This is a genomic window from Vibrio sp. T9 (assembly GCF_003123985.1).
Taxonomy (GTDB): domain Bacteria; phylum Pseudomonadota; class Gammaproteobacteria; order Enterobacterales; family Vibrionaceae; genus Vibrio; species Vibrio diabolicus.
The window spans coordinates 56587-80394 of record NZ_NIGY01000005.1 but is presented as its reverse complement, the minus strand read 5'-3'; the positions used below and the strand labels follow the sequence as shown (position 1 = coordinate 80394).

Sequence of the window (23808 nt, the reverse complement as noted above, 5' to 3'; positions counted from 1 at the left end):
GTTAGTATCCTCAAGCATGGTTAGTGTCCTCGGAGACTAAATGCTCCTTAACGAAGTCGATAAACACGCGCAGACGAGCAGGCATGTATTTGGTTTGCGCATACTGCATCGCGATAGCACCGTGGTAGTTACTCTTGATCATCCAGTCCGGTAGCACCTCTACCACTTCTCCTTGCTCTAACGCGTCTTTGATCACGAAGTCATGGAAGATCCCAATTCCCAAGCCAGACTTAACCCCGTTCAAGCGCATTTGAGAATGGTTGACGGCGTAACGCCCGCTCACTGCAATGGAGTGGAATGCTTCCTCTTTAAAGAACGACCAGATGTTGTCTTTGTCGTTTTCGGCAAGGTAAATACAATCGTGCTGCTCAAGCTCAGTCGGATGCTCAGGCATACCGTGTTTGGTGAGGTAATCTGGAGAGGCACATAAGACAAGATTGGTCTTGCTGATCTCTTTGAGTACCAAATTCTCATCGGGTTTGTCGGTGAGCTTAAACGCGACATCAATACCTTGGCGGAACAGATCGATCTCACCATCTGCTGCACGCAGCTTAAGCTGTATATTTGGATAACGTTCTAGGAATGGCAACACAAACGGTTGAAGCACCGAATTAAGAAATGCTTCGGGGGCTGCCACTGTGAGTGCGCCTGTTGGCTCGGCATGATCTTCCGCAGATAGCTCAACGGCTTGCTGGGCGGCATTCACCATTGCGATGCTTTGGTCGTAAACCTTTTGTCCTGCTTGAGTGATGATCAACTTACGAGTCGTGCGCTCAAACAGTTTGACCGAGAGGGCTTGTTCCAACCGTGTGATCAACTTACTTAAAGCCGATGGCGTCACGCCGAGTTGTTTGGCTGCAGCGGTAAAACTGCCTTCGTTTACCACCAAGATAAACGAAGCAAGATCAGGAAGTAGGGCAATGAGTTTTGGATTAACCATAATTGTTCAGTTCTGCGCAGCGGAATAACGATATTGTCTGGTACGGTTTCACGAGGTTCAAGTGTCACCGTCTCGCTTTAACGATATTTTGCCAAAAATGCATTGAGTGCAGGCAAGCCAGATTCACCAGTATGGTATTGCTGCCAACAGTGATAAATGGCCGTTTCGTGGTCTGCAATCAATTCGATAGCTTCTCGCTCAGCGATTGAATACTGTTTTGAAGCTTTCACTTCTTCATGCCACTCTCGATATTTGACCTCATAAGGCTCCACCCATTTCAGAAGAGTCGCCACCAACTCTTGCCATGGTAAACCAATCCACTTGGTTGCATCTGCCAAGCCTTTATCCAGCATCTCTTGGTGTCGACTTTCGATATCCATGCCATTTGTCAGCAGTACAGGTTTGAGCTTTTCTGCGGTGAGTTCTTCCACTTCAATCAAGGTTTGCCACAGTGTTTGTTGTTCACTTTGGGCGTAATGGCTCAAGTAGTGGTTGAAAAAAGCGATGCCGTAGATTTCGCCATAGTAGGCAGACAGAACGTTATGAATCATGGTGAGAATCGTGATTTAAACAGGGAATATCGCATTGTAGGAGGGGAAAGCGCGAAGTGTAAATACCTGAATATACTCAAGTGACTTCAAGATACATGGTTCAGAGCGTTATCACTGATTCAAGTTTAAGGAAAACAACGAAGCGGAATAGCGAGCTCTTTCCAAGTTGTTTGACGAAGAAATTGCTTCAGTGACACGCTCCCGAAGGGCGAGTTGCCTTGGTTCGCATGCTTCGTTAACAATTTTCGATTTAGAACCACTAGATCTTCAAATTGTTGCCTCGCCTTCAAACCAAGTCATTCTCGCTGAGCCAAGCATCTCGAGGTTACTTGAGTATAAATAAAAAAGTGCTGCTGACAGAATTCGAACAGAACTTGTGAGAATTTTATGAGAATTCGATGAAGTTGCTGATAGATTTGCTCGTCATTCTTAGAGGCAAGAACGCAAAACGTTCGAAACGTAATGCTTAACCTACTCAAGTCACGAACAAAGAAGTAAAGCCGTACAGATGGGCTTGGGTAGTTCAACCCTCATTAAAGGATGGAATCACAATGAAAAAACGTACCCAACTCGGACTCGTCATGACTTCAGTCGCTATGGCACTAGGCTCTGCATCAGTGAATGCGGCGGAATTGGAAATCACCGTGACAAACGCAACCAAAGGCATCTACTTTACGCCACTTATTGTTGCTGCACATGGCTCCGACCTTCAAATGTTCAGAACGGGTCAAGCAGCAACGCCAGAACTAGAAGCAATGGCAGAAGGTGGTGATATCTCTGGCCTTGCAAGCCTCATCGGTAATGCGGGTGGGGTTGTGGTAGAAAACCCAGCAAGCGGTATTTTAAACCCAGGCGTTGCAACCACTTTCACCATGGACAGTGGTGACCATGGTTATCTTTCTCTTAGCGCGATGTTGCTGCCAACCAATGATGGTTTTGTGGGGCTAGACAGCTGGAAAATCCCAACTGAAGCGGGTACATACCGAGCAACACTAAGAAGTTATGATGCTGGTACAGAAGCGAACGATGAACTTGCGTCTAGCATGCCAAACCCACCTTTCATTACCTTTGGTACTGGCGGCACAGGCGTTGAAGCAACAGTAACTAACGACAAAGTTCACGTGCATCCGGGTAACCTTGGTGATAGCGATCCAACCGGCGGCATCAGTGACCTAGATAGCAGCAGCCATCGTTGGTTAAACCCAGTTGCAACCATCACAATCGTTGTGAAGTAAGGGGGATGTATGAAAGTCAGAATCTTACTCGTAGCAGCTTCAGTCGGTTTGCTCGCCGGTTGTCCAAGCGATGATGATAACGACATAGTGAAATCGTACCGCTACACCGTCAACGTGGCGAACTTGACTGCGAATCAACCAATGTCTCCGCTTGCGGTACTCACTCACAATGGTGACTACCAATTGTTTGAAATTGGACAAGCCGCATCTGTTGAACTTGAGCACCTTGCCGAAGGCGGTAGTAACGCTGAGCTGATTGAGTTGATGAACAGCAATGACAGTATTTACCAAGGTATTTCGGGCAATGGATTGGTGTTGCCGGGTGCATCGGACGAAGTCACTATCACGGTTGACCCAAGTCGTTACGGTTACTTGTCTGTGGCGTCTATGTTCGTGAATACCAACGATGCCTTTGTTGGCGAAACGGGGCTATCGCTCAAATCGCTCGCAGTAGGTGAAAGCTACGAAATGAGCATGAACGTTTGGGATTCTGGCACGGAACTGAACGATGAACTTGCCGCAACCATTCCGGGCCCAGCAGGTGGCGGTGAGGGCTTCAATGCCGCTCGTAATGACAGCAATGATGTCGTTGCCTTCCATGCGGGGGTAGTTAGCCAAGGTGACGGATTAGCAAACTCAGCACTCTCTGCGAACCATCGTTTCTTGAACCCAGGTGCGAAAGTCACCATCACTCGAGTCGAGTAACACAGGCTCCGATGACGTCTCCTTTCCAAAGCGCTTGTAGCCGAGCGCTTTATCCCTCATGGCGTCATCGGAACCTTTTTTGAAAGAATTTCTAATTTGTTCCGGTCATGTGCAAAGTGAGGATACTCGAAGGCAAGGAAAGGACCATGGAACAACAGGCAATCAATTTAGTCGCTAACATCTTGTTGGTGGAAGATGACGATGATTTGGCAGAACTGGTTCAGATGCATCTTAAGTTTCAAGGACACCAAGTGTCGCGAGCAACAAATGTCGCCGATGCTAAAGCGCAATATCAGCAACAACCCTTTGATTTATTGATCCTTGACCGAGGTTTACCAGATGGTGATGGTCTAGATATCTGCCATTATTTGCGTCAGCAACAAGATTGGAGCCCAGTGCTCATGCTGACAGCCAGAGACGGTGAAATGGACAAGGTTGACGGCTTAGAAGCGGGCGTTGATGATTACATCACTAAGCCATTTAGCGTACTAGAATTCCAAGCACGAGTGCGAAACGTGCTACGCCGAGTCAGCCAAACCGCAGAAGCAAAGGTCGCAAATGAGGTCCTCGACGATGCGATGGATTTTGGCCCGCTGAGAATCATTCCGGAGTTGCATCAAGTATCCCTCAATGACAAAGATGTCACTCTTACCGCGACAGAGTTTACTTTGCTGCAGTTTCTCGCGACTCGTCCGGGCAGAGTCTACAGTAAAGATGAATTGCTCGATCACGTTTGGAACACCAGTCATTCTGGTTATCACCACACGGTGTGTAGCACCATAAACCGTTTACGCAGCAAGTTGTCTTTGTCTGATTCTGATCATCACTTCATCCAAACCGTGTGGGGTGTAGGGTATAAGTTTCAACCAAGGCACTAATGCAAAAAAGCAAGTCAAAACATCAAGCCAAGACAGTAGGTTGGCAGTTGTTTTCACCGTCATTTTTTAATCATCACGGGTGTTTCAAAAACATCGCTGTTTAAGGAGGCGATAAGATGAGCTTCAAATCTCGCTTGGTAGTATTTACTAGCTTGTGGTTCTGCCTCGCGGCGGTGGTGATTGCACTGACTTACAATTGGCAAAAAGAAACCATCGAGTTACGCACTAAGCAAAGTTTGCACAAAGAGCTAGCCAGCCACATGCGTGATGATAATCCGCTGATGATCGGGACGGATTACAACCCTAAAGCGCTAAAGTCGATCTTTCATACCCTCATGCTGATCGGCCCTGATTTTGAAATCTATTTCCTCGATAGCCAAGGCAATATCACCACCCATGCTGCGCCAGATGGGGCAAAGCTTATGGACTCGGTGGATCTGAACCCCATTCAGCAATTCTTAAATAACGAACCGCTTCCCATCTTAGGCGAAGATCCTCGTAATCGCGGTGAACACAAAGTGTTTTCTGTTGCGGCGATAGAGGAATTAGGCTCTACGGTCGGTTATCTCTATGTGGTGATTGGCAGTACCCGACATGACGCCATTGCCAATGCGCAAGTCGATACCCCTTACATCGCGCTGGCAGGATTGGTCTTAGTGTCCATTTTAGGCTTTGCTCTCGGGGCTTATGTGCTGGTCAAACGTAGCCTGTTGAACCCGATTGAGCGTGTGACCAAGCAACTTCAACAGCAAGCTGAACATGATTTTCACCTGCAACCTGACTTTACTCACCAAGTGCCGGAGCTCGTGCCGATTGCGCACTCTTATCAGATGATGGCGAAGCACATTCAGCAGCAGTTTTTACAGTTGGAGTATCAGTCTTCTCATCGTCGTCAGAGCTTGTTGCAGCTCAGTCATGATTTAAAAACGCCGTTATCGAGTGTGCTTGGTTATTTGGAAACGTGGCGTTTGCAGCATCCGGAATCCGATCTGCTGATTGATGTCGCGTTCCGAAATTGTGAGAAGCTCTCAACTCAATTACATTCTTTATTAGACGCCACGCGTAAAGAGGAACCAATGCCAAACTACGAGTACCGCCCCATAGATCTTGGCGCATTGATGGCAGAATGTGCCGAGACGATGCAGAGCCAGTTTTCTCGTAAAGAAGTGGTGTTGAAAGTGGATATGGATAGCAAGATCCAAACTGTGGGTGACAAAGGACTCTTAGAGCGGTTGGTATTGAACCTGCTTGAAAATGCGTTGCGCCACAGCCCAATCGGCTCGGAAGTGCATTGCCAAGCGCATTTGAGTGAGGATAAGTCGCGAATCCTGTTCACTTTTGTCAATCGAATTGATAAAGATGCCGTCGGGGGCGCATTAGGAATTGGTACAAAGATAGTGCAGTCAATTTTAATGTTGCACCACAGCTACTTAGAGACGTGTGAGACGGACACTGAGTATCAACAAAAATTCGCACTTCTCGCTACTTGAGGAGAAGCGCGAATTTGGCTTATCGAATGACTACTTAATAACGCCACATACAACGCGCGCACCGCCGCCGCCTAATTTAGCAGGATGGTCGGAATGATTGTCACCACCAGCATGAATCATTAATGCTCGACCTTTTAAATCTGATAATTTTAGGCGAGGCGCGACAACGGGCTGATTGGCATTGCCATCCATGTCCACGTAGAGTGGAGGCAGGTCGCCTAAATGATTGTCATCGGTCCAAGGGTAGCCATGTTTCCCTGTGTTGCTGGGGTCATAGTGACCACCTGCTGCACCGCCAAGGACGGTTTTGCCATTCTTCTCCGCGCTATCGCACGATGGATTGGTGTGAACATGGAAACCGTGCACCCCTGATGACAAACCTGATAACTGAGGCATAAATACCACGCCATAGTCACTTTGTGAAATCTCAATGGTGCCAGCGCTCTTCTTGCTGTTGAGATCGGTCATCGCGACAGTCTGCGCAAGTACGTTAGGAGCGGCTACGAGAGTGGCAGCAACTGAAATGCATAGCAATCCTTTTAACATGGGACTTCCTTCTTTTTGGTTGTACGCTCAAGCACATATTAGTGAAAACTTCTCTTCCTTATGTCTGTTGAGCGGTGGGTTTATGTCAGAGAGTGATGTGTCTCACTCTATGGTCTTAAACTGGTATCTATCTGCGAAACCAGTTCTCCTTTATTAAGACTTAACATATTGAGATTGTTCAGATATAAAAAGAATAGACGTCAATCAAAAAATAGCCTGAATATTTTTAAATTAACGCAAAGTTAAATTTTTAATGACTTTATAACAAAGCTCATAATTGTTTTATAAAGAAGTTGTCGGAATTGTCTTCTATAAAAAATAATCAATTTAATGAATATTTTAATGTGAATATGGTTGTTTATAGGTTTGTGGTCAAACTGTTGCTTATATCATCAAATAAGATAAAAAATTGGAACTAAAGTCACTTAATGGCAGAGGAAAAAATTAAACTCTGGTTTTAATGGGTAATAATGTTTTAGTAACAGATAGTTACGCACTTAAAATTAATAATATGGCTAATTTCCGACAAGGATTGAAAAAGATGAAAGACAAGGAATCTATTCAGACTAATAGCAGCCGCCGTAATTTTCTGAAAGGCGCAACAGGAGCTGTTGTTGCTGGTGTGAGTGCTTCCGCTTTCTCGGGCGCAGTTCAAGCACGAGAACAGAAAATTGATTGGAGCAGCCGCGGGCTAGGTAGAAAACACGATAAGCGCTTTTGGCGTAAAGTGCAACGACAGTTCGTTTTGGATAAACGTACGACTTACATGAACATTGGCACAACGGGTTCTATGCCAAGACAAGTTCTTCAAGATTATGAGCATAACAACAAGTTGGTGGCTAAGTATCCTTGGGATATGAAGGGCAAATTTGGCTCTTGGCCTTATGTCTCTGAGATGGTTCAAGAAGTAGCGCCTGGCTTTGGTGCTAACCCAGAAGAAATCATTCTCAGCCGCAATACTACTGATGGTCTATGTTCGATCATTAACGGCTTACACTTTGAACCAGGCGATGTGATTCTAACGACGCACCATGAGCATATGGCTGCAACATCACCGATGAACGTCGCAAAACATCGTTTTGGCGTCGATGTTGTTGAAATTCAACTACCAGTATTTACCGGTACTGAAGACGTTTCTGAACAAGATTACATCCAAGCTTTCCGCGACGCGCTTGATGCGCATCAAAACGTTCGCCTCATCATGTTCTCTCATATCACCTATAAAACGGGAACGGCGTTACCAGCCAAAGCCATTTGTGCTTTAGCGAGAGAATATGGTGTGCCTACGCTTGTAGATGGAGCGCATACTGTCGGTATGTTTGACCTCGATTTCCATGATATGGATTGTGATTTCTATGCAGGTTCTGGCCACAAATGGCAGTGTGGTCCTGGCGCAACCGGTATTTTGTACGTACGTGATAACGCCAATCGCTTGAATGAGTATTGGAGTGATCGTGATAACCCGTTGTGGTTGATCAACTCTTCACTTTCTCATGCGGATTACTTAGGCAAGCAGTTACAGATGCAGTACATCGGGAACGACAACTATCCTGCGAAACAAGCGTTAGTTGATAGCTGTAAAATGTGGGATGAGATTGGCCGTGACCGCATTGAGGAACGTGTTCTAAGTCTTGGTAGTTTGTGTAAAACCTTACTTCAAGAGTACTTGCCACAAGCCCAAATGTACTCACCAAACGTGGAAGGTTTAACGAGTGGCTTAACCACAGTTAACCCATTCTCTGATGTGACGAATGAAGACATATTGACTGAATTCAGAGATCGTCTGCGTGAAGAATATGGCTACATCATTCGAACAACCAGCTTTAAGCTGCATAAAGATGATGACTTTGATACTTACGCACTCCGTATCTCCACGCACTTGTTCCATGACGAGCAGGATGTTGAAGGGCTCGTGGTGGCGATGACGAATTTGTATTACTCGTCGTTCTAACATCGTTGTTTATCACTCAAGCGCCCATGATTGGGCGCTTTGTGAAAGGTAAGGATATTATTATGTCAGTCAAAACATTCAAAAGAACTTTAGCGGCGATGGCGCTTATGGCGGCCTCTGTTATGTCCTCTTCCGCTTGGTCAGACGACTTACAACAGATCCGTGATCGCGGAGTGTTGCGCCATATTGGTGTGCCGTACGCTAACTTCGTTTCTTATATTGAACAAGGTGAAGTGGAAACCTTGACTGGCTTAGATGTAGAGATAGTAAAAGGCTTTGCCAAGTCGTTGGGCGTTAAGTACCAATATGTTCCAGCTCAGTGGAGCGATATGGTCGGTAAGCTGACGGGCCAAGATGTTCAATACCATAATAAGCAAGCCGTCGTGGGAGAAAGTGTTCCAATCGAGGGGGACTTGATCGCAAATGGCGTTACCATTCTTGACTGGCGTTCTGAAGTTTTAGACTTTTCACAAGATTACTTCCCGTCAGGCGTTTGGTTAGTTTCCAGAACAGATTCCACGCTGAGTCCGATTAAACCCAGTGGGTCGGTTGATGAAGATGTAAAAACCGTCAAGCAGCTTATTCATGGTCGCGAAGTGTTGGCGTTGGAGCACTCTTGCTTGGACCCTAACCTTTATGACTTATATGACACAGGCGCAAAAGTCATACTGCCTGATGGGGCTCGTCTTCTGAATGAGATGGTGCCAGCGATAATGAAAAATGATGCGGAAAGCACATTACTAGACGTCGCCGATACGTTAATTGCATTAGAAAAATGGCCAGGTGAAATAAAAGTCATTGGTCCAGTATCCGAAAATCAGAAAATGGCTGTTGCATTCCGGAAAAACTCGCCGGAATTACGCAAAGCATTTGATCGTTATTTAGATTCAATAAAGAAAGATGGAACCTACGAAAAATTAGTAAAAAAATACTATCCATCTATTTACTACTTTTATAACGATTACTTCATAGAAGATAGTAAGAAAACCCGATGAAAAAGGCCGTTAAAAAAATATCCAGTAAAAAATTTATTGCAATAAGCGCAATATTAGTCTCTATTTATTTAGCTATGCTTATTGTTGTGACAAGTTTGGGGCAAAATAAATTAAAAGAATCCCAACATAGGGAACTCGGTTTAAAAGTAAAAAGCTACGCAAGCACACTCGATAATTTATTTACCATTGCTAGTGAAGATGTTGATAATTTATCTACAGATAAAACAGTACAAACCTTCTTTGCTAATTTAGCCTCTGGCATGTCAATGGAGTACGGATTAGGAGCGAGTTTAATTAACTTGAAGCGTCGTTTCGATGAAAAGATAGATGGTAAGTTAATTAATAACAGCCAAATCTATAAAAAGCTCACACTGGTAGGAAGTGATGGCACAACGATTGTCACGACGGGCTCTGAAGACAACATAGAGCATAAGATGGATATCCAAACCTTAATGACTCAACATGGGCATCCCGAAGAGGTTTGTGCAACTCGATATAACGACGACGTGCGTATTCAAGTCATTAAGCAAGTTAAGTTCTCTGGAAAGCCAGTTGCCTTTCTAATTGCAGATCTCAATAAAAACATTGTTATTGATCAGCTCACTAATCAAGAGCACGAAGACAGTTATAGCCGGCTGGTGCTCAAAATAAAAGACGTTGAGATGGTCGTATGGGATACAATAAATAAAACGTCTTCTCATAATAAAGATGAGAATTATTTAATATCTGAAGCCGTTGATGGAAAGATATATTTTGAAGTGCCTGTTGAAAAACATCACTTCAAACTTATGGCTTGGTTTGAGCCTTTGAGTGAGCGAGATATTTTCACATCACGGATCTTCATTCTCGGTTTGAGTATTCTTGCTGTTATGGTTGTTATTGCGCTGTGTTATGCGTTCATTACAAACAATAATAGAATTGAATTGAAAATTAAACTTGAAGAAGAGAAAAAGCGAAAAGACATTCTTTCTCAACAGAACCAAAAACTAACTAACGAAATTGAACGCCGAAAAGCGTCTGAAAAAGAACTCGCCTTCCAAGCTAAATACGATACGTTGACTAACTTGCCTAATCGCAGCTACGGTTCTGAGAGACTGGCTTTGGAGTTGATTAGAGCGTCACGTAGTGGTTCAAAAGTATTGGTCATGTTTATTGATTTAGACCACTTTAAGCAGATTAACGATTCAATGGGTCACTTTGTTGGCGACGAGATCCTTAAACTTAGTGCTCAACGACTGCATCAAGTCGCGAGAAAAACAGACTTATTGGCGAGAATTGGTGGGGATGAGTTTTTATTAGTGATTCCTGACTTGCCTGATAATGACACCGCGAAGCGCGTTGCTTCAAGCGTGCTTTCGGCGTTTAACGATCCATTTGTATGGAACAACCATGAGTTCTTCTTGAGTAGCAGCGTCGGAATGTCTGTATTTCCGGATGATGGAGATAATGCCGAGCAGCTCCTCGCCTGTGCTGACATGGCGATGTATCGCGTGAAGCAAGATGGACGCGATGCCTTCTGCTTTTATAACCACAATATGAACCAAGACTTGCAACGCTATTTGGATTTGGAAAATCGACTAAGAAATGCCATCTCCAGCCAATTACTAGAGTTGTATTATCAACCTATTATTGATCTGAGCAGTGGTAAAATTGTTGGCGCAGAAGCGTTAATGCGTTGGAATGATGAGAAGTACGGATTCGTAAATCCTGAAGAGTTTATCTCTATTGCTGAGAAAAATGGCTTGATTCATCAAATTGGTGAATTCGCTATCCAGCAAGCGTGCCGCCAAGCGGCGCAATGGCAAAGTCTGACGCCGCTGTTTGTTTCTGTGAATTTCTCCAGTGTTCAATTTAGGTATTGTGATCGCTTACTTGCGTTTATTAAGAACAGCCTTAAGGAATCTGGTCTTCCATCAGATAAGTTCGATATTGAGGTGACAGAGAGCCTTCTCTTTAACCACGACTCAGAGCTATTAGACATGCTCAATAACTTAAGAGCGTTAGGCACTAAGCTTACCATCGATGACTTTGGTACTGGCTATTCTGCGTTGAGTTACTTACAGAAATTTCCGTTCGATCGCCTTAAGATTGATCGCAGCTTTATGCAAAATATGTTCGAAAACGACTCCGATCGTGAGCTCGTCAACGTGATCATTGCAATGGCGAAAGCGCTGAACCTTAAGATTGTTGCTGAAGGCATTGAAGAACAGCGTCATGTCGATTATCTAAAAGACTTAAACTGTGAGTTCGGGCAAGGTTTCCACTATAGCCGCCCGTTACCAGCCAAAGACTTTGAAGCACTACTTAAACAACCAACTGGGCTATAACTCCTTTTATTACAATATTATAGGAAAGCATTAATTGAATTCGTGCCTTGGATTCATTAATGCTTTTCCACCTTAAGGGATAATCCTTCTTCCTTCCTTGAATTACACTACAATTAATTGATGAGTGATAGCCCGTGATGCCCGTCACATAAAGGCTCAACCTAATTCTAAACGAGTAAATACTCGCCAAAATAACCAGGAAGGAATTTTAAATGTCTTCTGCATTCTACCAACAGATTCAGCAGCAAATTGAAGAAGTGAAGGCTGAAGGTCTTTACAAATCAGAGCGCGTAATCACGTCTCAGCAGCAAGCGGCTGTTAAAATCTCTACCGGTGAAGAAGTATTAAACTTCTGTGCAAACAACTACCTTGGTCTTGCTAACCATCCTGCGCTAATTGAAGCGGGTAAAGCGGGTATGGACGAACACGGCTTTGGTATGGCTTCAGTACGTTTCATCTGTGGTACTCAAGACATCCACAAAGAGCTTGAGCAGAAGTTGTCTAAGTTCCTAGGTAAAGAAGATACGATTCTTTACACCTCTTGCTTCGATGCAAACGCAGGTCTGTTTGAAACCATTCTCGGTAAAGAAGACGCAATTATTTCAGACGCACTAAACCACGCGTCAATCATCGACGGTGTTCGTCTATGTAAAGCAATGCGCTTCCGTTACTCAAACAACAACATGGAAGAGCTAGAGCAACAACTGATTGCTGCGAAAGAAGCAGGCGCACGCCACATTCTTATCGTTACTGACGGTGTGTTCTCAATGGATGGCGTAGTGGCGAACCTTCCGGCTATTTGTGACCTAGCTGAAAAATACGGCGCACTGACCATGGTTGATGACTCTCACGCGGTTGGCTTCATGGGTAAAACGGGTGCAGGTACGCACGAATACCACAACGTGGTTGACCGTATCGACATCATTACAGGTACGCTAGGTAAAGCAATGGGTGGCGCTTCAGGCGGTTACACGTCTGGTAAAGCGGAAGTGATTGACTGGCTACGTCAGCGTTCTCGTCCATACCTATTCTCTAACTCTGTTGCACCAGCAATCGTAAGCGCTTCTATCCGCGTTCTAGATCTACTAGAAGAGAGCGGTGACCTACGTGACCGTCTATGGGAAAACGCAGCACACTTCCGCGCACGTATGGAAGCTGCTGGTTTCACAATGGGCGGCGCTGACCATGCGATCATTCCAATCATGCTAGGTGATGCGAAAGTGGCAGCAGAATTTGCTGAGCGAGCACTAGAGAAAGGCATCTACGTAATCGGCTTCTCATTCCCTGTGGTACCAAAAGGCCAAGCGCGTATCCGTACTCAAATGTCAGCAGCGCATTCTCGTGAGCAGCTAGATCGTGCAATTGATGCGTTCATCGAAGTTGGTAAGGACATGGGTCTTATTTAAGACTCTAGGTCCTAGATAATAGGGCCTTTAATTAAGGTTACATTATGAAAATTAAAGCATTATCAAAGCTAAAGCCTGAAGAAGGCATCTGGATGACTGAGGTTGATAAACCTGAAGTTGGCCATAACGATATTCTGATCAAAATTAAGAAAACCGCTATCTGTGGTACAGACGTACACATCTACAACTGGGACGAATGGTCACAAAAGACAATTCCAGTGCCTATGGTTGTCGGTCACGAATACGTGGGTGAAGTGGTTGCGATTGGTCAGGAAGTTCGTGGCTTTGAAATCGGTGACCGCGTATCTGGTGAAGGTCACATCACTTGTGGTCACTGCCGTAACTGTCGTGGCGGTCGTACTCACTTGTGTCGCAACACGATCGGTGTGGGTGTAAACCGTGAAGGCGCATTTGCAGAATACCTAGTGATTCCTGCATTTAACGCGTTTAAGATCCCTGACGAGATTTCTGACGATCTAGCATCGATCTTCGACCCGTTCGGTAACGCGGTACACACTGCGCTTTCTTTCGATCTAGTCGGCGAAGACGTGCTCATCACTGGTGCTGGCCCAATCGGCATCATGGCCGCTGCAGTTGCGAAACACGTCGGCGCTCGTCATGTGGTTATCACAGACGTAAACGAGTACCGTTTAGAGCTAGCTCGTAAAATGGGTGTAACACGCGCAGTAAATGTTGCTGAAGAGAAGCTTGAAGATGTAATGGCTGAACTAGGCATGACAGAAGGCTTTGACGTAGGCCTAGAAATGTCTGGTAACCCAGCGGCATTCAACTCAATGCTAACCACAATGAACCACGGTGGCCGTATTGCATTACTCGGTATTCCACCATCAGATATGGGCATTGATTGGAACCAAGTGATCTTCAAAGGCCTAGTTATCAAAGGCATCTATGGTCGTGAAATGTTCGAAACATGGTACAAGATGGCTTCACTGATTCAATCTGGTTTGGATCTATCACCAATTATCACGCACCACTACAAGATTGATGACTTCCAAGAAGGCTTCGATGTCATGCGTTCAGGCATGTCTGGCAAAGTTATCCTTGATTGGGAATAATCTGCTCAAATAAGAAAGCGCTCCGAAAGGGGCGTTTTTTTTCGTTTTTTAAACGCTTAGATTTTTTATTATTTAGCTCACACCCTGTCTCTTTTCGTTTCTAAAAGCTGTCTAATTCAGAAAAAACTGCCTTCTTCGTGTTTCAACGTATGCAGAACACACTAAAGACCTTTTATTTAATATGGTTAATTGGTGGTTTTATATTCCAACCTAAAAGAATATCTCGGTTTAAAGCACTGCTTTTCTTTTGACAACTACAATGAACTGACTTCTTTTTATCTTTTTAATCTTGATATGCACTTTGTTTTATTTGTTGAGCTATAACTAATAATACAATCATCTGTATAGAGTTCACAGAGATAGAAATGGAGCTTCATATGAAAATTTTTTGTTTGATTATTCCCTTGTTATTTACAGTGTTGAGCTTACAAACGAGGGCAGAGACAATTAGCGGTACGATAGACGTTTCGATCAATTTAGTGGAAGGCTGTGTCATTAATGGCAACAATGCGGTGAACGGTTCCAGTAATATTGGTTTTGGCTCATTAAATTTTGGTGACGTTCCGGCCATTTTTACTGAGCAAGAAGCAGTCTTGACTGGGGAAGGTGGTACGGGGATCGAAATACTTTGCAGCAATGGAGTCACGCCTACTTTCTCTTTAGTCAGTGGTGCCAACGATCCCAGTTCGACGACAGGTAATCACGCAATGACCAACGGATCCGAGTTTGTGGATTACACTCTCTTCACTGATTCAGATCGTTCTACCCAGTTTACCTCGAGTAACCCTATAGCACTCTCTACATTTAATGGTGTTGATTCAGAGACCATTAATTTGTACGCCACGGCATACGGTACCAGCAGCGTCGCAGGAAATTATGTTGATACACTAAACGTAACTCTGAGTTGGTAAGTGAACTCTATATTACTCAAAGCATTTTTATTCACCGCCTGTGCCACTTTTTCCTATCCTATTTTTGCAGCGCAGAGTGAAACTTTCCAAGTGTCAGCGACCATTGATACGGGATGTCTGATCAATGGTGCGCTGACAGAAGAGAGTAACACTCAAATTGGAACAATAGGAGAGTTAAACTTTGGTGAACATTCTGCTATTTATGCTGCGGAAGTAGAAGGCAGCATCACCTACAACGGTGGGCTTACGTTAAGTTGTACCCCTGGCATAGCCATGAATATTAAGATTGACGGTGGTTTGAACGCTTCGCTAGGGGTACGCAAGCTGAAGCACACAGAAAAGTCGAGTACGGTGGATTATTTATTATTTGAAGATGCAGAACACTCTCAAGTATTAGACATTGATACCCCCTATTCTGTTGGAACTAATGAAGACCCTGACAACATTCAGGTGCCAATTTGGGCAAAGGCGATATTAAATGGAAATGAAATCGCTGGTATTTATACAGATACTCTTACCTTAACGCTTGAGTGGTAAGCGCTGTTTCGAAGAAATGATAACCTTCGGAGAAATTAAATGGATTTAATAATAAAAAGACTGGTTTTCGTCACTATTTTCTTATCAACGTTAACTTCACAGGCCTATGCTAATTCTCTCCTTATTTGGCCTATTTACCCTAAAATATCTTCTGAATCGAATGCGACATCAATTTGGATGGTTAATCAAGGCACTGAAGATTTTTATTTGCAGGTTCGTATTTTTCAGTGGGGGCAGAAGGATGGGCAGGATACATATGCGCAGCAACGACAACTGATAGCTACGCCTCCTTTTGTGAAAATTGCACCTGGTGCCAAGCAACTTATTCGTATATTAAATCAAGATGGAGCGCTTTCGAATAAAGAGTACGCATATCGTATTATCATCGATGAACTCCCGCCAGCTAAAGGGCCTCAAGATGAAAATAAAGAAAATGATCTGGCAGTAAAAGTGAGAATGAGATATTCCATACCATTGTTTATGTACGGTAAAGGGATGAAAAGACAATCCCAAGGAACAAATGAAGTTTGGAGCGGACTACAGGCAAAGATTATAAAGAGTAAAGATAAGAACCTTATTCATATAGAAAACACCAGTAATCACTATGTCAGATTAGTCAACCTAGCAGTGACCGCGCCAAACCAATCGCCTTTTATCGTTTCGAAAGGGTTAGCAGGGTATATATTACCTGAGCAATATAAAACGTGGCCTATTTCTTACTCCAATATGAAAAATATAAAAGTAAAGGCGGATATTGAAGGTAAGCGTTACGTTATTCCACTCGAACAAAATGAATAAGATTTTATATCTATCTTGTTTATTTACCAGTATGACGCCTGGCGTGGGTTGGTGCGACAACGTAGTGACCCATTTATCGCAGTTACCTAGTCCTGAAAACTTTTCTTATGAGAACTTTGAAAATATTCATTTGTCGTTAGAACTAGTAATTAATCAACGACCGACTGGTTTAATCGCGGATGTTGAACGTAAAGGCGAGCGTTACTTCGTGTATAGAGACGATTTACTGTCTGCTGGCGTGGTCGCGGATGTATTACCTGGGACGCAAGAGAAGTTAGACATAACATCAATATCGGGTGTAGAGGTCGATTATTTGCAATCGTCACTGCAATTATCAATCACAGTGCCTCCGAATTGGTTGCCGATGCAACGCTTTTCTGCGCAGAACAGGAGGCGTTTTTCCCCCGCTAAATTCGGAACTGGTGGGTTATTTAATTACAGTATGTTTGGTGTTTATGATCACGAAAGTAGTCAAAAAGAAGTATCTATTAACCACGAATTGAGAGCCTTTTCTGAATTCGGCGTACTTTCTACGACGGGAATATTTAAATCTAACCTTCATCGAGACGTTCAAGCGCAACAAAGTAATAAATATACACGCTTCGACACGAGGTACGAATATGTTGATCAAAGTCGTCGATTGCGCTTTGAAGTAGGGGATTACATTGTGAGGCCCCTTGCGTGGAGTCAACCAGTTCGAATGGCTGGTATTCAACTCTCACATGACTTCTCTATGCGTCCAGATGTGGTTACCGCACCTTTACCTGCATTTTATGGCGAAGTAACTGCTCCCACGACGTTAGATTTATTTGTAAACGGATTAAAAACCGATTCAATGTTTGTGGGGCCGGGACCGTTTGTTATCAATGATATTCCAATGGTATCGGGAGCTGGTGAAGCGACAGTGATTGCAACGGATGCCCAGGGAAGGCGGACTGCAATGACCAGTCCATTTTTCCTTTCAGCTAACTTGCTGAAGGCTAACTATACCTCTTACAACGCTAGTTTTGGTGCTTTACGCCGAAACTATGGCAACGCTTCAAATGACTATGGCGATGGTGCTGTTGTCGCAGCTGCGAGGCACGGAATGACAAACTGGCTAACGTTGGAGGCACAAACCGAAGCGAAAGATGACTTAATTGTTGCGGGAGTCGGTTTTGTTACCAACCTATTCAATATGGGAACGATTGATGGGGCGGTAAGGTTTAGCAATTATGAGCAGAGAGCGAGTTCCTATTCAGTTGGTTATAGTTATCAATCTCGAATGTTTAGCTTTTCCGCTCGTACCCAAGTTGAGAGCGAGGGATTTTACACGCTTTCCCAAGCACCAGAGAACTTGAGAAGTGACAACACTAACGAGCGAGAGAATTTGTCTCGGCATGTCTCTCAGATAAATGTTGGCGCCCGGCTGAATGAGTGGGGTTCGTTATCAGGGGGATACTTTGATGTTCAGCAAACCGACTCTCGATCGAGAATACTTAATGTAACTTACAGCCGCTCGCTTCCGTTCGATATCAACATGTCATTATCGTTTAATCGGAGCATAGGTGGGGAGGCAGTTACGTTAGCACAATTCTCATTACCTTTGAGCGCTTTCTCTGGTAGCGCGGGATTAACCATGAAGCGTGAAAGCGATGGTCATCTTAGTGGCCGTGCTAGTGTTAGTCGACTTGCGCCGATTCGAGGTGGTTGGGGAATCAACTTAGCGCATGATATTAATGAAAAGCCTGACAATAGAAAGCAGGCCGATGTTACTTACCGAGCCTCTTGGGCGGAGTTCCGAGCGGGCTTAAACGGGACGAGTGGTAATTACGATTATTTTGCCGAAATGTCGGGTTCGGTTGCGTCACTCGATGGTGAAATATTCCCTGCAAATAATGTGTATGATAGTTTCGCTGTTGTCAGTACTAGCGGTTTTGAAGGTGTGCCCGTCAAATATGAGAATCAAGTCGTTGGATTGACTGATGATGACGGTTACTTACTTGTACCGTGGGCAATGGCATATTACACCGCAAAATATGAAATTGATCCGCTTAGATTACCTGCCAATGCTTTTTTCCCAACAACAGAACAATACGCGTCGATACATTCTGGGTATGGCTATTTGCTCGAGTTCCCAATAGCTTTGCAAGTTGCGTTAAGTATGGAGGTTGTTGATGAAAATGACGCCTACTTGCCGTTAGGAACTTATGGTCAATCAGATACTGGAGTGGTTGGGCAAATTGGTTGGGATGGAGTAACGTATTTTGAGGGGCGTAATGTAGGTGAGTACATTATCTTTTACCCCGAAGGCTTTCCACCATGTAAAGTATTTATAACGGGACTCTATCAAACACGGAGCGAGAAAATACAGACATTAGGTAAACAAGTCTGCACGAAAGAGCAAAAAGCAGAGGTACAATTATGAGTCGGTATTCTCGTTATCTTTGGTTTTTTCTTCTTTTTATATCGTCCGGTAACATGGCTTGTGAGCTCACTGCGCCGACGCCTTTGATTCAATTTGGAAGCGTTTCCTCGTTTACCGTTTCAACTATTCAGCAACAGAGCTCAGCCCAGCCTCATGCTGGGATAACGTGTGACTTTTCTACACTTGTTTCTTTGTTGAGTGGCGATTATGTGTCTGCAACGTTTAACAGCACTAACGATGGGCGGTTGCTTAATGCGGCGGATATCAGCTCGGAACTTAGCTATCAGATTTTTGGAGACCCAAGCCTTTCGCAAGAGTACATTTTTGGCCAAACTTACAATTTTTTTGAAATTGGGCTGCTCGATTTACTAGGTTTATTTGGCACTCAAGCTGAATTTCCGCTTTATGCCCGGACAGGAGCTGGTAGTAATCTCTCAGCAGGGACTTATCGAGACCAAATTACGGTGTCTTGGATTTGGAATTATTGCTCAGGAATTGGAGTTGGAGGCGTATGTCTTGGGCGAGAAACAGGCAATGCACAAAGCTTGATTACGGTAGAGTTGGAAGTCACTCCCGATTGTATGATCACGGCGCCAGATATTAATTTTGGTTCATCACCATTGGTGGCAGGTTTTGACCCTGTCAGTCAGGTTATATCATTAACCTGCACCAAGAACAGTGCTTTTACCATTGGTTTAAACGACGGTGTGAATGCCTCCGGAGGCCAACGACGCATGGCATCTGGCGGTAACTATTTGGAGTATGAAATCTATAAATCCTCATCGACTGAGCGGTGGGGGGGTACTGGTTCTGAACGTCGTGAACAGAGCGATGTGGATACGGGTGACACCATTCCCGATGGCATCACTCCGCAGAACTTCAATTATCGCGCAGAGATAATAACAAGCCAAACCACCCCACCAGCTGGCACTTATACCGACTCGATAATCGTTGATGTTCAATTTTGAGCATCATATCAATTGCATAACTAGAGGCATCTATTCCAAAAAACTTTTGTAATCATAGTTTTCACTCTATTCCCGCTTAATTCTGTGCGATTAGTATGGTTTTGTTTTCACAACATTTAACTTGAAGGAATAAGGAAAACTATGAAGAAGTCACTGGCAGCACTAGGTTTGGCGTTGGTATTTACAGGAACAGCTTACGCAGCAAGCTGGGGTTACGAGGGGAGTCACGGGCCTGAGCATTGGGGCGAGTTTGCGTCTGAATGTTCCAAAGGTCAAAACCAAAGTCCAATTAATATTGTCTCCGCAGCAGAAGCGAAGTTAGACAAATTGCAGTTCGACTACCATGGCAAAGCAATCTCATTGCTCAATAACGGCCACACCCTGCAAACCAGCCTAGAGGGTGACAACACACTGTTGATTGATGGCAATGCATTCACGTTAAAGCAGTTCCACTTCCATACCCCGTCAGAAAACCATGTGGATGGCAAAGAATACCCATTAGAAGCGCACTTTGTGCATGCTGATACAACTGGCCATTTGGCGGTTGTGGCCGTGTTTTTTCAATCCGGAAAAGCGAACCCAGATTTAGCGAAGTTACTAGCAAACATACCAAGTAAAGATCAAGGTGTAGAGATTAAATTGCCATTTGAAGCGGATGCGTTGCTTCCAAAAGACAAAGCGTATTATCGCTTTAATGGCTCACTAACGACACCACCATGCTCTGAAGGGGTACGTTGGTTAGTGATGAAAGAAGCACAAACCATTTCCCTTGAGCAGATTAAAGCGTTTACGAAAGTGATGGGGAAAAACAATCGTCCTATCCAACCATTGAATGCTCGTATGGTGTTAATGCAACACTAACCAATCCAAGCAAATAAAAATGAAAAAGCCCGCTTGAATAAAGCGGGCTTTGTTATTGGGTATTGGTGGAAATTAGAAGCCGTGATCTTCTTGCTCTTCAGCTTTTATCATTTGAACTGGGTCGAGCTTGAGTGTTTGAGTTGGGAAGGCGATATCTGCTTCGTGTTCTTTAATGATGTTAATTACTTGAAGAAGAACATCCTGTTTAACCTCATGGTATCTCACCCAATTCACGGTTTTTGTGAAGGTATAAATGAAGAAATGCAGTGACGATGGACCGAACGTATCGAAGTTGACGATAAGCGTTTGGCGTGCATCAATATCTTTGTGATTCTTAAGCATCTCTTTCACCGCTGTAATGATTTGCGGCATTTTTTCGGCGTCGTCGTAACGAAGTCCAATTTTTTCGTAGATGCGTCGGTTTAGCATGCGAGATGGGTTTTCTACGACTATGTTGCTAAACACAGAGTTTGGCACATAAAGAGGGCGCTTGTCGAAAGTTCGTATGATGGTCATTCTCCAGCCAATTCGCTCTACCGTACCTTCAATTTGGCGATCTGGAGAGCGGATCCAGTCGCCAACTTTAAACGGACGATCGAAGTAGATCATAAGGCCACCAAAGAAGTTTGACAGCAGATCTTTCGCCGCTAAACCAACGATTAAACCACCGACACCACCAAAGGTGAGCAATCCTGACAGTGACAAGCCAAACGCCTGCATCACAGTGAGAATTCCGACGGTAATAAAGAACAAGCGCGCGACTTTAGCTATCGCTTGCACTGTGGTTTCATCTCGGTTTTTTTGTTCTAGGACGTACTCTTCAACATTGGTAATGAGTCGCATAACGGTCCAGACGAAGATACTGATCACCAAAATCAGTTTCAGCGTGCTTAACCAGTTTATTTTATCGTTGAGCTCACTCTCTAATATGATGCCGATAGAGACGGTTGCAGGCCAACACCAAATGAGTGTACTGACTGGCGCTTTTAGCGCGTCAAGCAACATGTCATCCCAGTGGAAAGGGGTTTTCTCTACTAGTACTGCGAGACGAGAGCGGATCAGTCGCCAAGCTATCCAAGCAATAAAGCTGGCGAGTGTAATGAAAAGGACACTCCCACTCCAATCTTGATGAGATGTTTCAATATAGCTTTGCAAATCGGTAAACCACTGTGACATATGTAACTTCTTTCTAGTGAACCATGGAAGGAAAGGTAGCAGATATTACTCCTTCACCCCAGTGATTTCCTTTAAATCATTTACTTATGTTTAAATCGCCTGAGGTAGGCTAGTTCGTGAGGTGAAAAGTGAGTGGTCGAAACTGGGTGATGAGCCGCCGTTCCATTCGTGCGCGGAGCTTCATCATCTCCGATATGCGTTGATATTTGAACGATCAATTATAACTTCTCTGACTTATCGCTAACATTTATCTTAAGTAAGTGTGAGAGTGTATTGGCTCTTGAATTAGCGGAGGCAGATATGGAATTTACAGAGCTGGATCGAAACGCGCTCTACGACATCTGGATGTCACAAAAAGCCAAAATGCACATCACTCAAATGGAAATGGCGAAGCGCCTTGGTTTGAGTCTACACGAGTTTTCTGGCTTGTTACGTGGTAATTCTCCACTGACGCTAGGTTTTGTAAAACAGCTATGCGAGCAGCTACATGTACGTCCTGGTCAGGTGATTCCGTCTTTGACGGAGCGTGATCTATCTGCATCTGGTACCGTTTATTTACAAAATCGTGTGACGGTGGATGGCGATATCAGTAACGTGTTTATCGACGGAAACCAAGTCGTGATCGAGTACGTTCACCAAGTAAGCTAGCTTGCTCGTCAAATTATCGGGTTGAAGAGCAATAAAAAACGAGCCAATTGTGGCTCGTTTTTTCGTTTCTGTTTTTAATCGCCTGAAAAGATTATGGGATTTTCACTAGCGAATCGCGAGAAAGATCCGCGATAGACTTCGCGCCTGTCAGCGTCATAGCTACACGCATTTCTTTATCGTACAGATCCAGTAGGTTTTCAACGCCTGCGCCGCCTTGTGCAGCCAATGCGTACACAAATGAACGACCAAGCAGTGTGCAGTCAGCACCCAGCGCGAGCATACGAACCACATCAAGACCAGTACGAATACCAGAGTCTACGAAGATCTTAAGATCACCTTTTACCGCATCCGCAATGCTTGGTAGTGCTTTAGCACTTGAAAGTACGCCATCTAACTGACGGCCACCATGGTTAGATACCACAATGCCATCTGCGCCGAAACGTACCGCATCTTTCGCGTCTTCTTCATCTAGAATGCCTTTGATAACCATTGGGCCATCCCAAAAATCACGAATCCACTCAAGATCTTTCCAGGAGATAGAAGGGTCGAAGTTTGCGCCTAACCAGCCGATGTAATCTTCTAGCTTTGTTGGTTCGCCACGATAAGTTGAGATGTTACCTAAGTCGTGCGGTTTACCAAGTAGACCCACATCCAGCGCCCAGCTTGGGTGGCGCATCGCCTGGAATACACGACGCATGGCCGCGTTAGGGCCACTCATACCTGAGTGCATGTCACGGTAACGTGCGCCAGGAACTGGCATATCAACGGTAAACACTAGCGTTGTTACGCCTGCTGCTTTTGCACGCTCAAGTACGTTTTTCATAAAGCCACGATCTTTAAGCACGTAAAGCTGGAACCACATTGGACGTTCAATTGCAGGTGCGACTTCTTCAATCGGACAAACCGAAACAGTCGACATAGTAAATGGGATGCCTTTCTTCTCGGCCGCTTTTGCTGCTTGCACTTCGCCTCGGCGCGCGTACATACCAGTTAGACCAACAGGAGCTAGCGCGATTGGCATTGCCAGTTTCTCACCGAAGATCTCGGTTTCTAGGCTCAAATCTGTCATATCGCGTAGGACGCGTTGGCGAAGGGCGACATCACCCAAATCGTCAGTATTACGCTTCAGCGTGCGTTCGTCGTAAGAGCCGCCATCAATATAATGGAATAGAAACGGGGGAAGTTTGGCTTTCGCGGCAGCGCGGTAGTCAGTAGAAGCTGAGATAATCATAATGGTGTCCTAGCGGTTATTCTAAGCAAAGTTGTGGAGCAATTTGCTCTTTCGTTGAGCCTTCATCGCAAAGCAGTGAAGGCATCAAAATGAGTATAGTTACCTATGGTTCACTTACGTTTGAACTGGTGATGTTGGTAACTCATTTACATAATTGATTGAAAAATTTTG

21 protein-coding genes are annotated in these 23808 nt (G+C 44.4%); 16 read left to right on the top strand and 5 right to left on the bottom strand.

What is annotated here, in order from left to right; all coding sequences use genetic code 11:
• Positions 1 to 10: 10 nt before the first annotated feature.
• Both CBX98_RS11190 and CBX98_RS11185 read right to left on the bottom strand, forming a co-directional pair.
• On the bottom strand, positions 11 to 940 hold the full coding sequence (locus CBX98_RS11190) for a LysR family transcriptional regulator (protein WP_042601221.1): 930 nt from the start codon (positions 938 to 940) through the stop codon (positions 11 to 13).
• Between the two features lie 77 nt (positions 941 to 1017).
• The gene (locus CBX98_RS11185; RefSeq protein WP_053808288.1) at positions 1018 to 1491 is read right to left on the bottom strand and encodes a hypothetical protein; all 474 of its coding nucleotides are present in this window, start codon (positions 1489 to 1491) and stop codon (positions 1018 to 1020) included.
• 551 nt (positions 1492 to 2042) lie between these two features.
• Here CBX98_RS11185 and CBX98_RS11180 point away from each other — a divergent pair.
• From CBX98_RS11180 to CBX98_RS11165, 4 genes are all read left to right on the top strand, one after another.
• The gene (locus CBX98_RS11180) at positions 2043 to 2726 is read left to right on the top strand and encodes a spondin domain-containing protein (RefSeq protein ID WP_109169225.1); all 684 of its coding nucleotides are present in this window, start codon (positions 2043 to 2045) and stop codon (positions 2724 to 2726) included.
• Between the two features lie 9 nt (positions 2727 to 2735).
• Entirely contained in the window at positions 2736 to 3431 is a 696-nt protein-coding gene (locus tag CBX98_RS11175) for a spondin domain-containing protein (RefSeq protein ID WP_109169224.1), read from the top strand.
• A gap of 146 nt (positions 3432 to 3577) precedes the next feature.
• Complete coding sequence (locus CBX98_RS11170) at positions 3578 to 4309, top strand: response regulator transcription factor (protein ID WP_006741967.1); 732 nt, start codon at positions 3578 to 3580, stop codon at positions 4307 to 4309.
• 116 nt (positions 4310 to 4425) lie between these two features.
• Positions 4426 to 5799, top strand: a complete 1374-nt coding sequence (locus tag CBX98_RS11165) for a HAMP domain-containing sensor histidine kinase (protein ID WP_109169223.1) — start codon at positions 4426 to 4428, stop codon at positions 5797 to 5799.
• Positions 5800 to 5829: 30 nt separating this feature from the next.
• Here the strand turns inward: CBX98_RS11165 and CBX98_RS11160 are convergent, their stop codons facing one another.
• Positions 5830 to 6345 (bottom strand): superoxide dismutase family protein, encoded by a 516-nt coding sequence (locus tag CBX98_RS11160; RefSeq protein WP_005394862.1) that lies wholly within the window; start codon positions 6343 to 6345, stop codon positions 5830 to 5832.
• Between the two features lie 541 nt (positions 6346 to 6886).
• On the opposite strand from CBX98_RS11160, the gene CBX98_RS11155 reads away from it, so the two are divergent.
• The 11 genes from CBX98_RS11155 to CBX98_RS11105 all read left to right on the top strand — a co-directional run bounded on the left by CBX98_RS11155 (position 6887) and on the right by CBX98_RS11105 (position 20582).
• A complete protein-coding gene (locus tag CBX98_RS11155; RefSeq protein ID WP_085342558.1) occupies positions 6887 to 8296 on the top strand; it encodes an aminotransferase class V-fold PLP-dependent enzyme in 1410 nt (469 codons plus the stop codon).
• 62 nt (positions 8297 to 8358) lie between these two features.
• Positions 8359 to 9291 carry a transporter substrate-binding domain-containing protein gene (locus tag CBX98_RS11150; RefSeq protein ID WP_005394865.1) on the top strand — a complete coding sequence of 311 codons (933 nt, stop codon included), beginning with the start codon at positions 8359 to 8361 and terminating at the stop codon, positions 9289 to 9291.
• On the top strand, positions 9288 to 11618 hold the full coding sequence (locus tag CBX98_RS11145; RefSeq protein WP_109169222.1) for a bifunctional diguanylate cyclase/phosphodiesterase: 2331 nt from the start codon (positions 9288 to 9290) through the stop codon (positions 11616 to 11618). The genes CBX98_RS11150 and CBX98_RS11145 overlap by 4 nt, the downstream gene beginning before the upstream one ends.
• Before the next feature lie 212 nt (positions 11619 to 11830).
• Positions 11831 to 13024: a glycine C-acetyltransferase gene (locus tag CBX98_RS11140; RefSeq protein ID WP_005394869.1), complete on the top strand. Its 1194-nt coding sequence runs from the start codon at positions 11831 to 11833 to the stop codon at positions 13022 to 13024.
• A 44-nt stretch (positions 13025 to 13068) separates the two neighbouring features.
• Positions 13069 to 14100 carry an L-threonine 3-dehydrogenase gene (tdh, locus tag CBX98_RS11135; protein WP_005394871.1) on the top strand — a complete coding sequence of 344 codons (1032 nt, stop codon included), beginning with the start codon at positions 13069 to 13071 and terminating at the stop codon, positions 14098 to 14100.
• A 377-nt stretch (positions 14101 to 14477) separates the two neighbouring features.
• Positions 14478 to 15011 carry a spore coat protein U domain-containing protein gene (locus CBX98_RS11130; protein WP_233059815.1) on the top strand — a complete coding sequence of 178 codons (534 nt, stop codon included), beginning with the start codon at positions 14478 to 14480 and terminating at the stop codon, positions 15009 to 15011.
• Entirely contained in the window at positions 15012 to 15548 is a 537-nt protein-coding gene (locus CBX98_RS11125; RefSeq protein ID WP_225461341.1) for a spore coat U domain-containing protein, read from the top strand. It abuts the gene before it with no gap.
• A 39-nt stretch (positions 15549 to 15587) separates the two neighbouring features.
• Entirely contained in the window at positions 15588 to 16346 is a 759-nt protein-coding gene (locus tag CBX98_RS11120; protein ID WP_109169221.1) for a molecular chaperone, read from the top strand.
• Between the two features lie 31 nt (positions 16347 to 16377).
• Complete coding sequence (locus CBX98_RS11115; protein ID WP_172605964.1) at positions 16378 to 18753, top strand: fimbria/pilus outer membrane usher protein; 2376 nt, start codon at positions 16378 to 16380, stop codon at positions 18751 to 18753.
• The gene (locus CBX98_RS11110) at positions 18750 to 19721 is read left to right on the top strand and encodes a spore coat U domain-containing protein (protein ID WP_046875766.1); all 972 of its coding nucleotides are present in this window, start codon (positions 18750 to 18752) and stop codon (positions 19719 to 19721) included. The genes CBX98_RS11115 and CBX98_RS11110 overlap by 4 nt, the downstream gene beginning before the upstream one ends.
• 141 nt (positions 19722 to 19862) lie before the next feature.
• Entirely contained in the window at positions 19863 to 20582 is a 720-nt protein-coding gene (locus CBX98_RS11105; RefSeq protein ID WP_109169218.1) for a carbonic anhydrase, read from the top strand.
• 72 nt (positions 20583 to 20654) lie between these two features.
• Here CBX98_RS11105 and CBX98_RS11100 read toward each other — a convergent pair whose 3' ends face one another.
• The gene (locus CBX98_RS11100) at positions 20655 to 21758 is read right to left on the bottom strand and encodes a mechanosensitive ion channel family protein (RefSeq protein WP_046875767.1); all 1104 of its coding nucleotides are present in this window, start codon (positions 21756 to 21758) and stop codon (positions 20655 to 20657) included.
• Between the two features lie 300 nt (positions 21759 to 22058).
• On the opposite strand from CBX98_RS11100, the gene CBX98_RS11095 reads away from it, so the two are divergent.
• Positions 22059 to 22406, top strand: coding sequence for a helix-turn-helix transcriptional regulator (locus tag CBX98_RS11095; protein WP_005375109.1), 348 nt, complete (start codon positions 22059 to 22061; stop codon positions 22404 to 22406).
• A 91-nt stretch (positions 22407 to 22497) separates the two neighbouring features.
• Here CBX98_RS11095 and lldD read toward each other — a convergent pair whose 3' ends face one another.
• Positions 22498 to 23637: an FMN-dependent L-lactate dehydrogenase LldD gene (gene lldD / locus CBX98_RS11090; RefSeq protein WP_005383962.1), complete on the bottom strand. Its 1140-nt coding sequence runs from the start codon at positions 23635 to 23637 to the stop codon at positions 22498 to 22500.
• Positions 23638 to 23808: the final 171 nt, after the last annotated feature.

Excerpts from the sequence above, each read along its gene's own strand:
- CBX98_RS11190 (WP_042601221.1), bottom strand. The coding sequence starts at position 940 with ATGGTTAATCCAAAACTCATTGCCCTACTTCCTGATCTTGCTTCGTTT.
- CBX98_RS11185 (WP_053808288.1), bottom strand. The coding sequence starts at position 1,491 with ATGATTCATAACGTTCTGTCTGCCTACTATGGCGAAATCTACGGCATC.
- CBX98_RS11180 (WP_109169225.1), top strand. The coding sequence starts at position 2,043 with ATGAAAAAACGTACCCAACTCGGACTCGTCATGACTTCAGTCGCTATG.
- CBX98_RS11175 (WP_109169224.1), top strand. The coding sequence starts at position 2,736 with ATGAAAGTCAGAATCTTACTCGTAGCAGCTTCAGTCGGTTTGCTCGCC.
- CBX98_RS11170 (WP_006741967.1), top strand. The coding sequence starts at position 3,578 with ATGGAACAACAGGCAATCAATTTAGTCGCTAACATCTTGTTGGTGGAA.
- CBX98_RS11165 (WP_109169223.1), top strand. The coding sequence starts at position 4,426 with ATGAGCTTCAAATCTCGCTTGGTAGTATTTACTAGCTTGTGGTTCTGC.
- CBX98_RS11160 (WP_005394862.1), bottom strand. The coding sequence starts at position 6,345 with ATGTTAAAAGGATTGCTATGCATTTCAGTTGCTGCCACTCTCGTAGCC.
- CBX98_RS11155 (WP_085342558.1), top strand. The coding sequence starts at position 6,887 with ATGAAAGACAAGGAATCTATTCAGACTAATAGCAGCCGCCGTAATTTT.
- CBX98_RS11150 (WP_005394865.1), top strand. The coding sequence starts at position 8,359 with ATGTCAGTCAAAACATTCAAAAGAACTTTAGCGGCGATGGCGCTTATG.
- CBX98_RS11145 (WP_109169222.1), top strand. The coding sequence starts at position 9,288 with ATGAAAAAGGCCGTTAAAAAAATATCCAGTAAAAAATTTATTGCAATA.
- CBX98_RS11140 (WP_005394869.1), top strand. The coding sequence starts at position 11,831 with ATGTCTTCTGCATTCTACCAACAGATTCAGCAGCAAATTGAAGAAGTG.
- tdh (WP_005394871.1), top strand. The coding sequence starts at position 13,069 with ATGAAAATTAAAGCATTATCAAAGCTAAAGCCTGAAGAAGGCATCTGG.
- CBX98_RS11130 (WP_233059815.1), top strand. The coding sequence starts at position 14,478 with ATGAAAATTTTTTGTTTGATTATTCCCTTGTTATTTACAGTGTTGAGC.
- CBX98_RS11120 (WP_109169221.1), top strand. The coding sequence starts at position 15,588 with ATGGATTTAATAATAAAAAGACTGGTTTTCGTCACTATTTTCTTATCA.
- CBX98_RS11115 (WP_172605964.1), top strand. The coding sequence starts at position 16,378 with ATGACGCCTGGCGTGGGTTGGTGCGACAACGTAGTGACCCATTTATCG.
- CBX98_RS11110 (WP_046875766.1), top strand. The coding sequence starts at position 18,750 with ATGAGTCGGTATTCTCGTTATCTTTGGTTTTTTCTTCTTTTTATATCG.
- CBX98_RS11105 (WP_109169218.1), top strand. The coding sequence starts at position 19,863 with ATGAAGAAGTCACTGGCAGCACTAGGTTTGGCGTTGGTATTTACAGGA.
- CBX98_RS11100 (WP_046875767.1), bottom strand. The coding sequence starts at position 21,758 with ATGTCACAGTGGTTTACCGATTTGCAAAGCTATATTGAAACATCTCAT.
- CBX98_RS11095 (WP_005375109.1), top strand. The coding sequence starts at position 22,059 with ATGGAATTTACAGAGCTGGATCGAAACGCGCTCTACGACATCTGGATG.
- lldD (WP_005383962.1), bottom strand. The coding sequence starts at position 23,637 with ATGATTATCTCAGCTTCTACTGACTACCGCGCTGCCGCGAAAGCCAAA.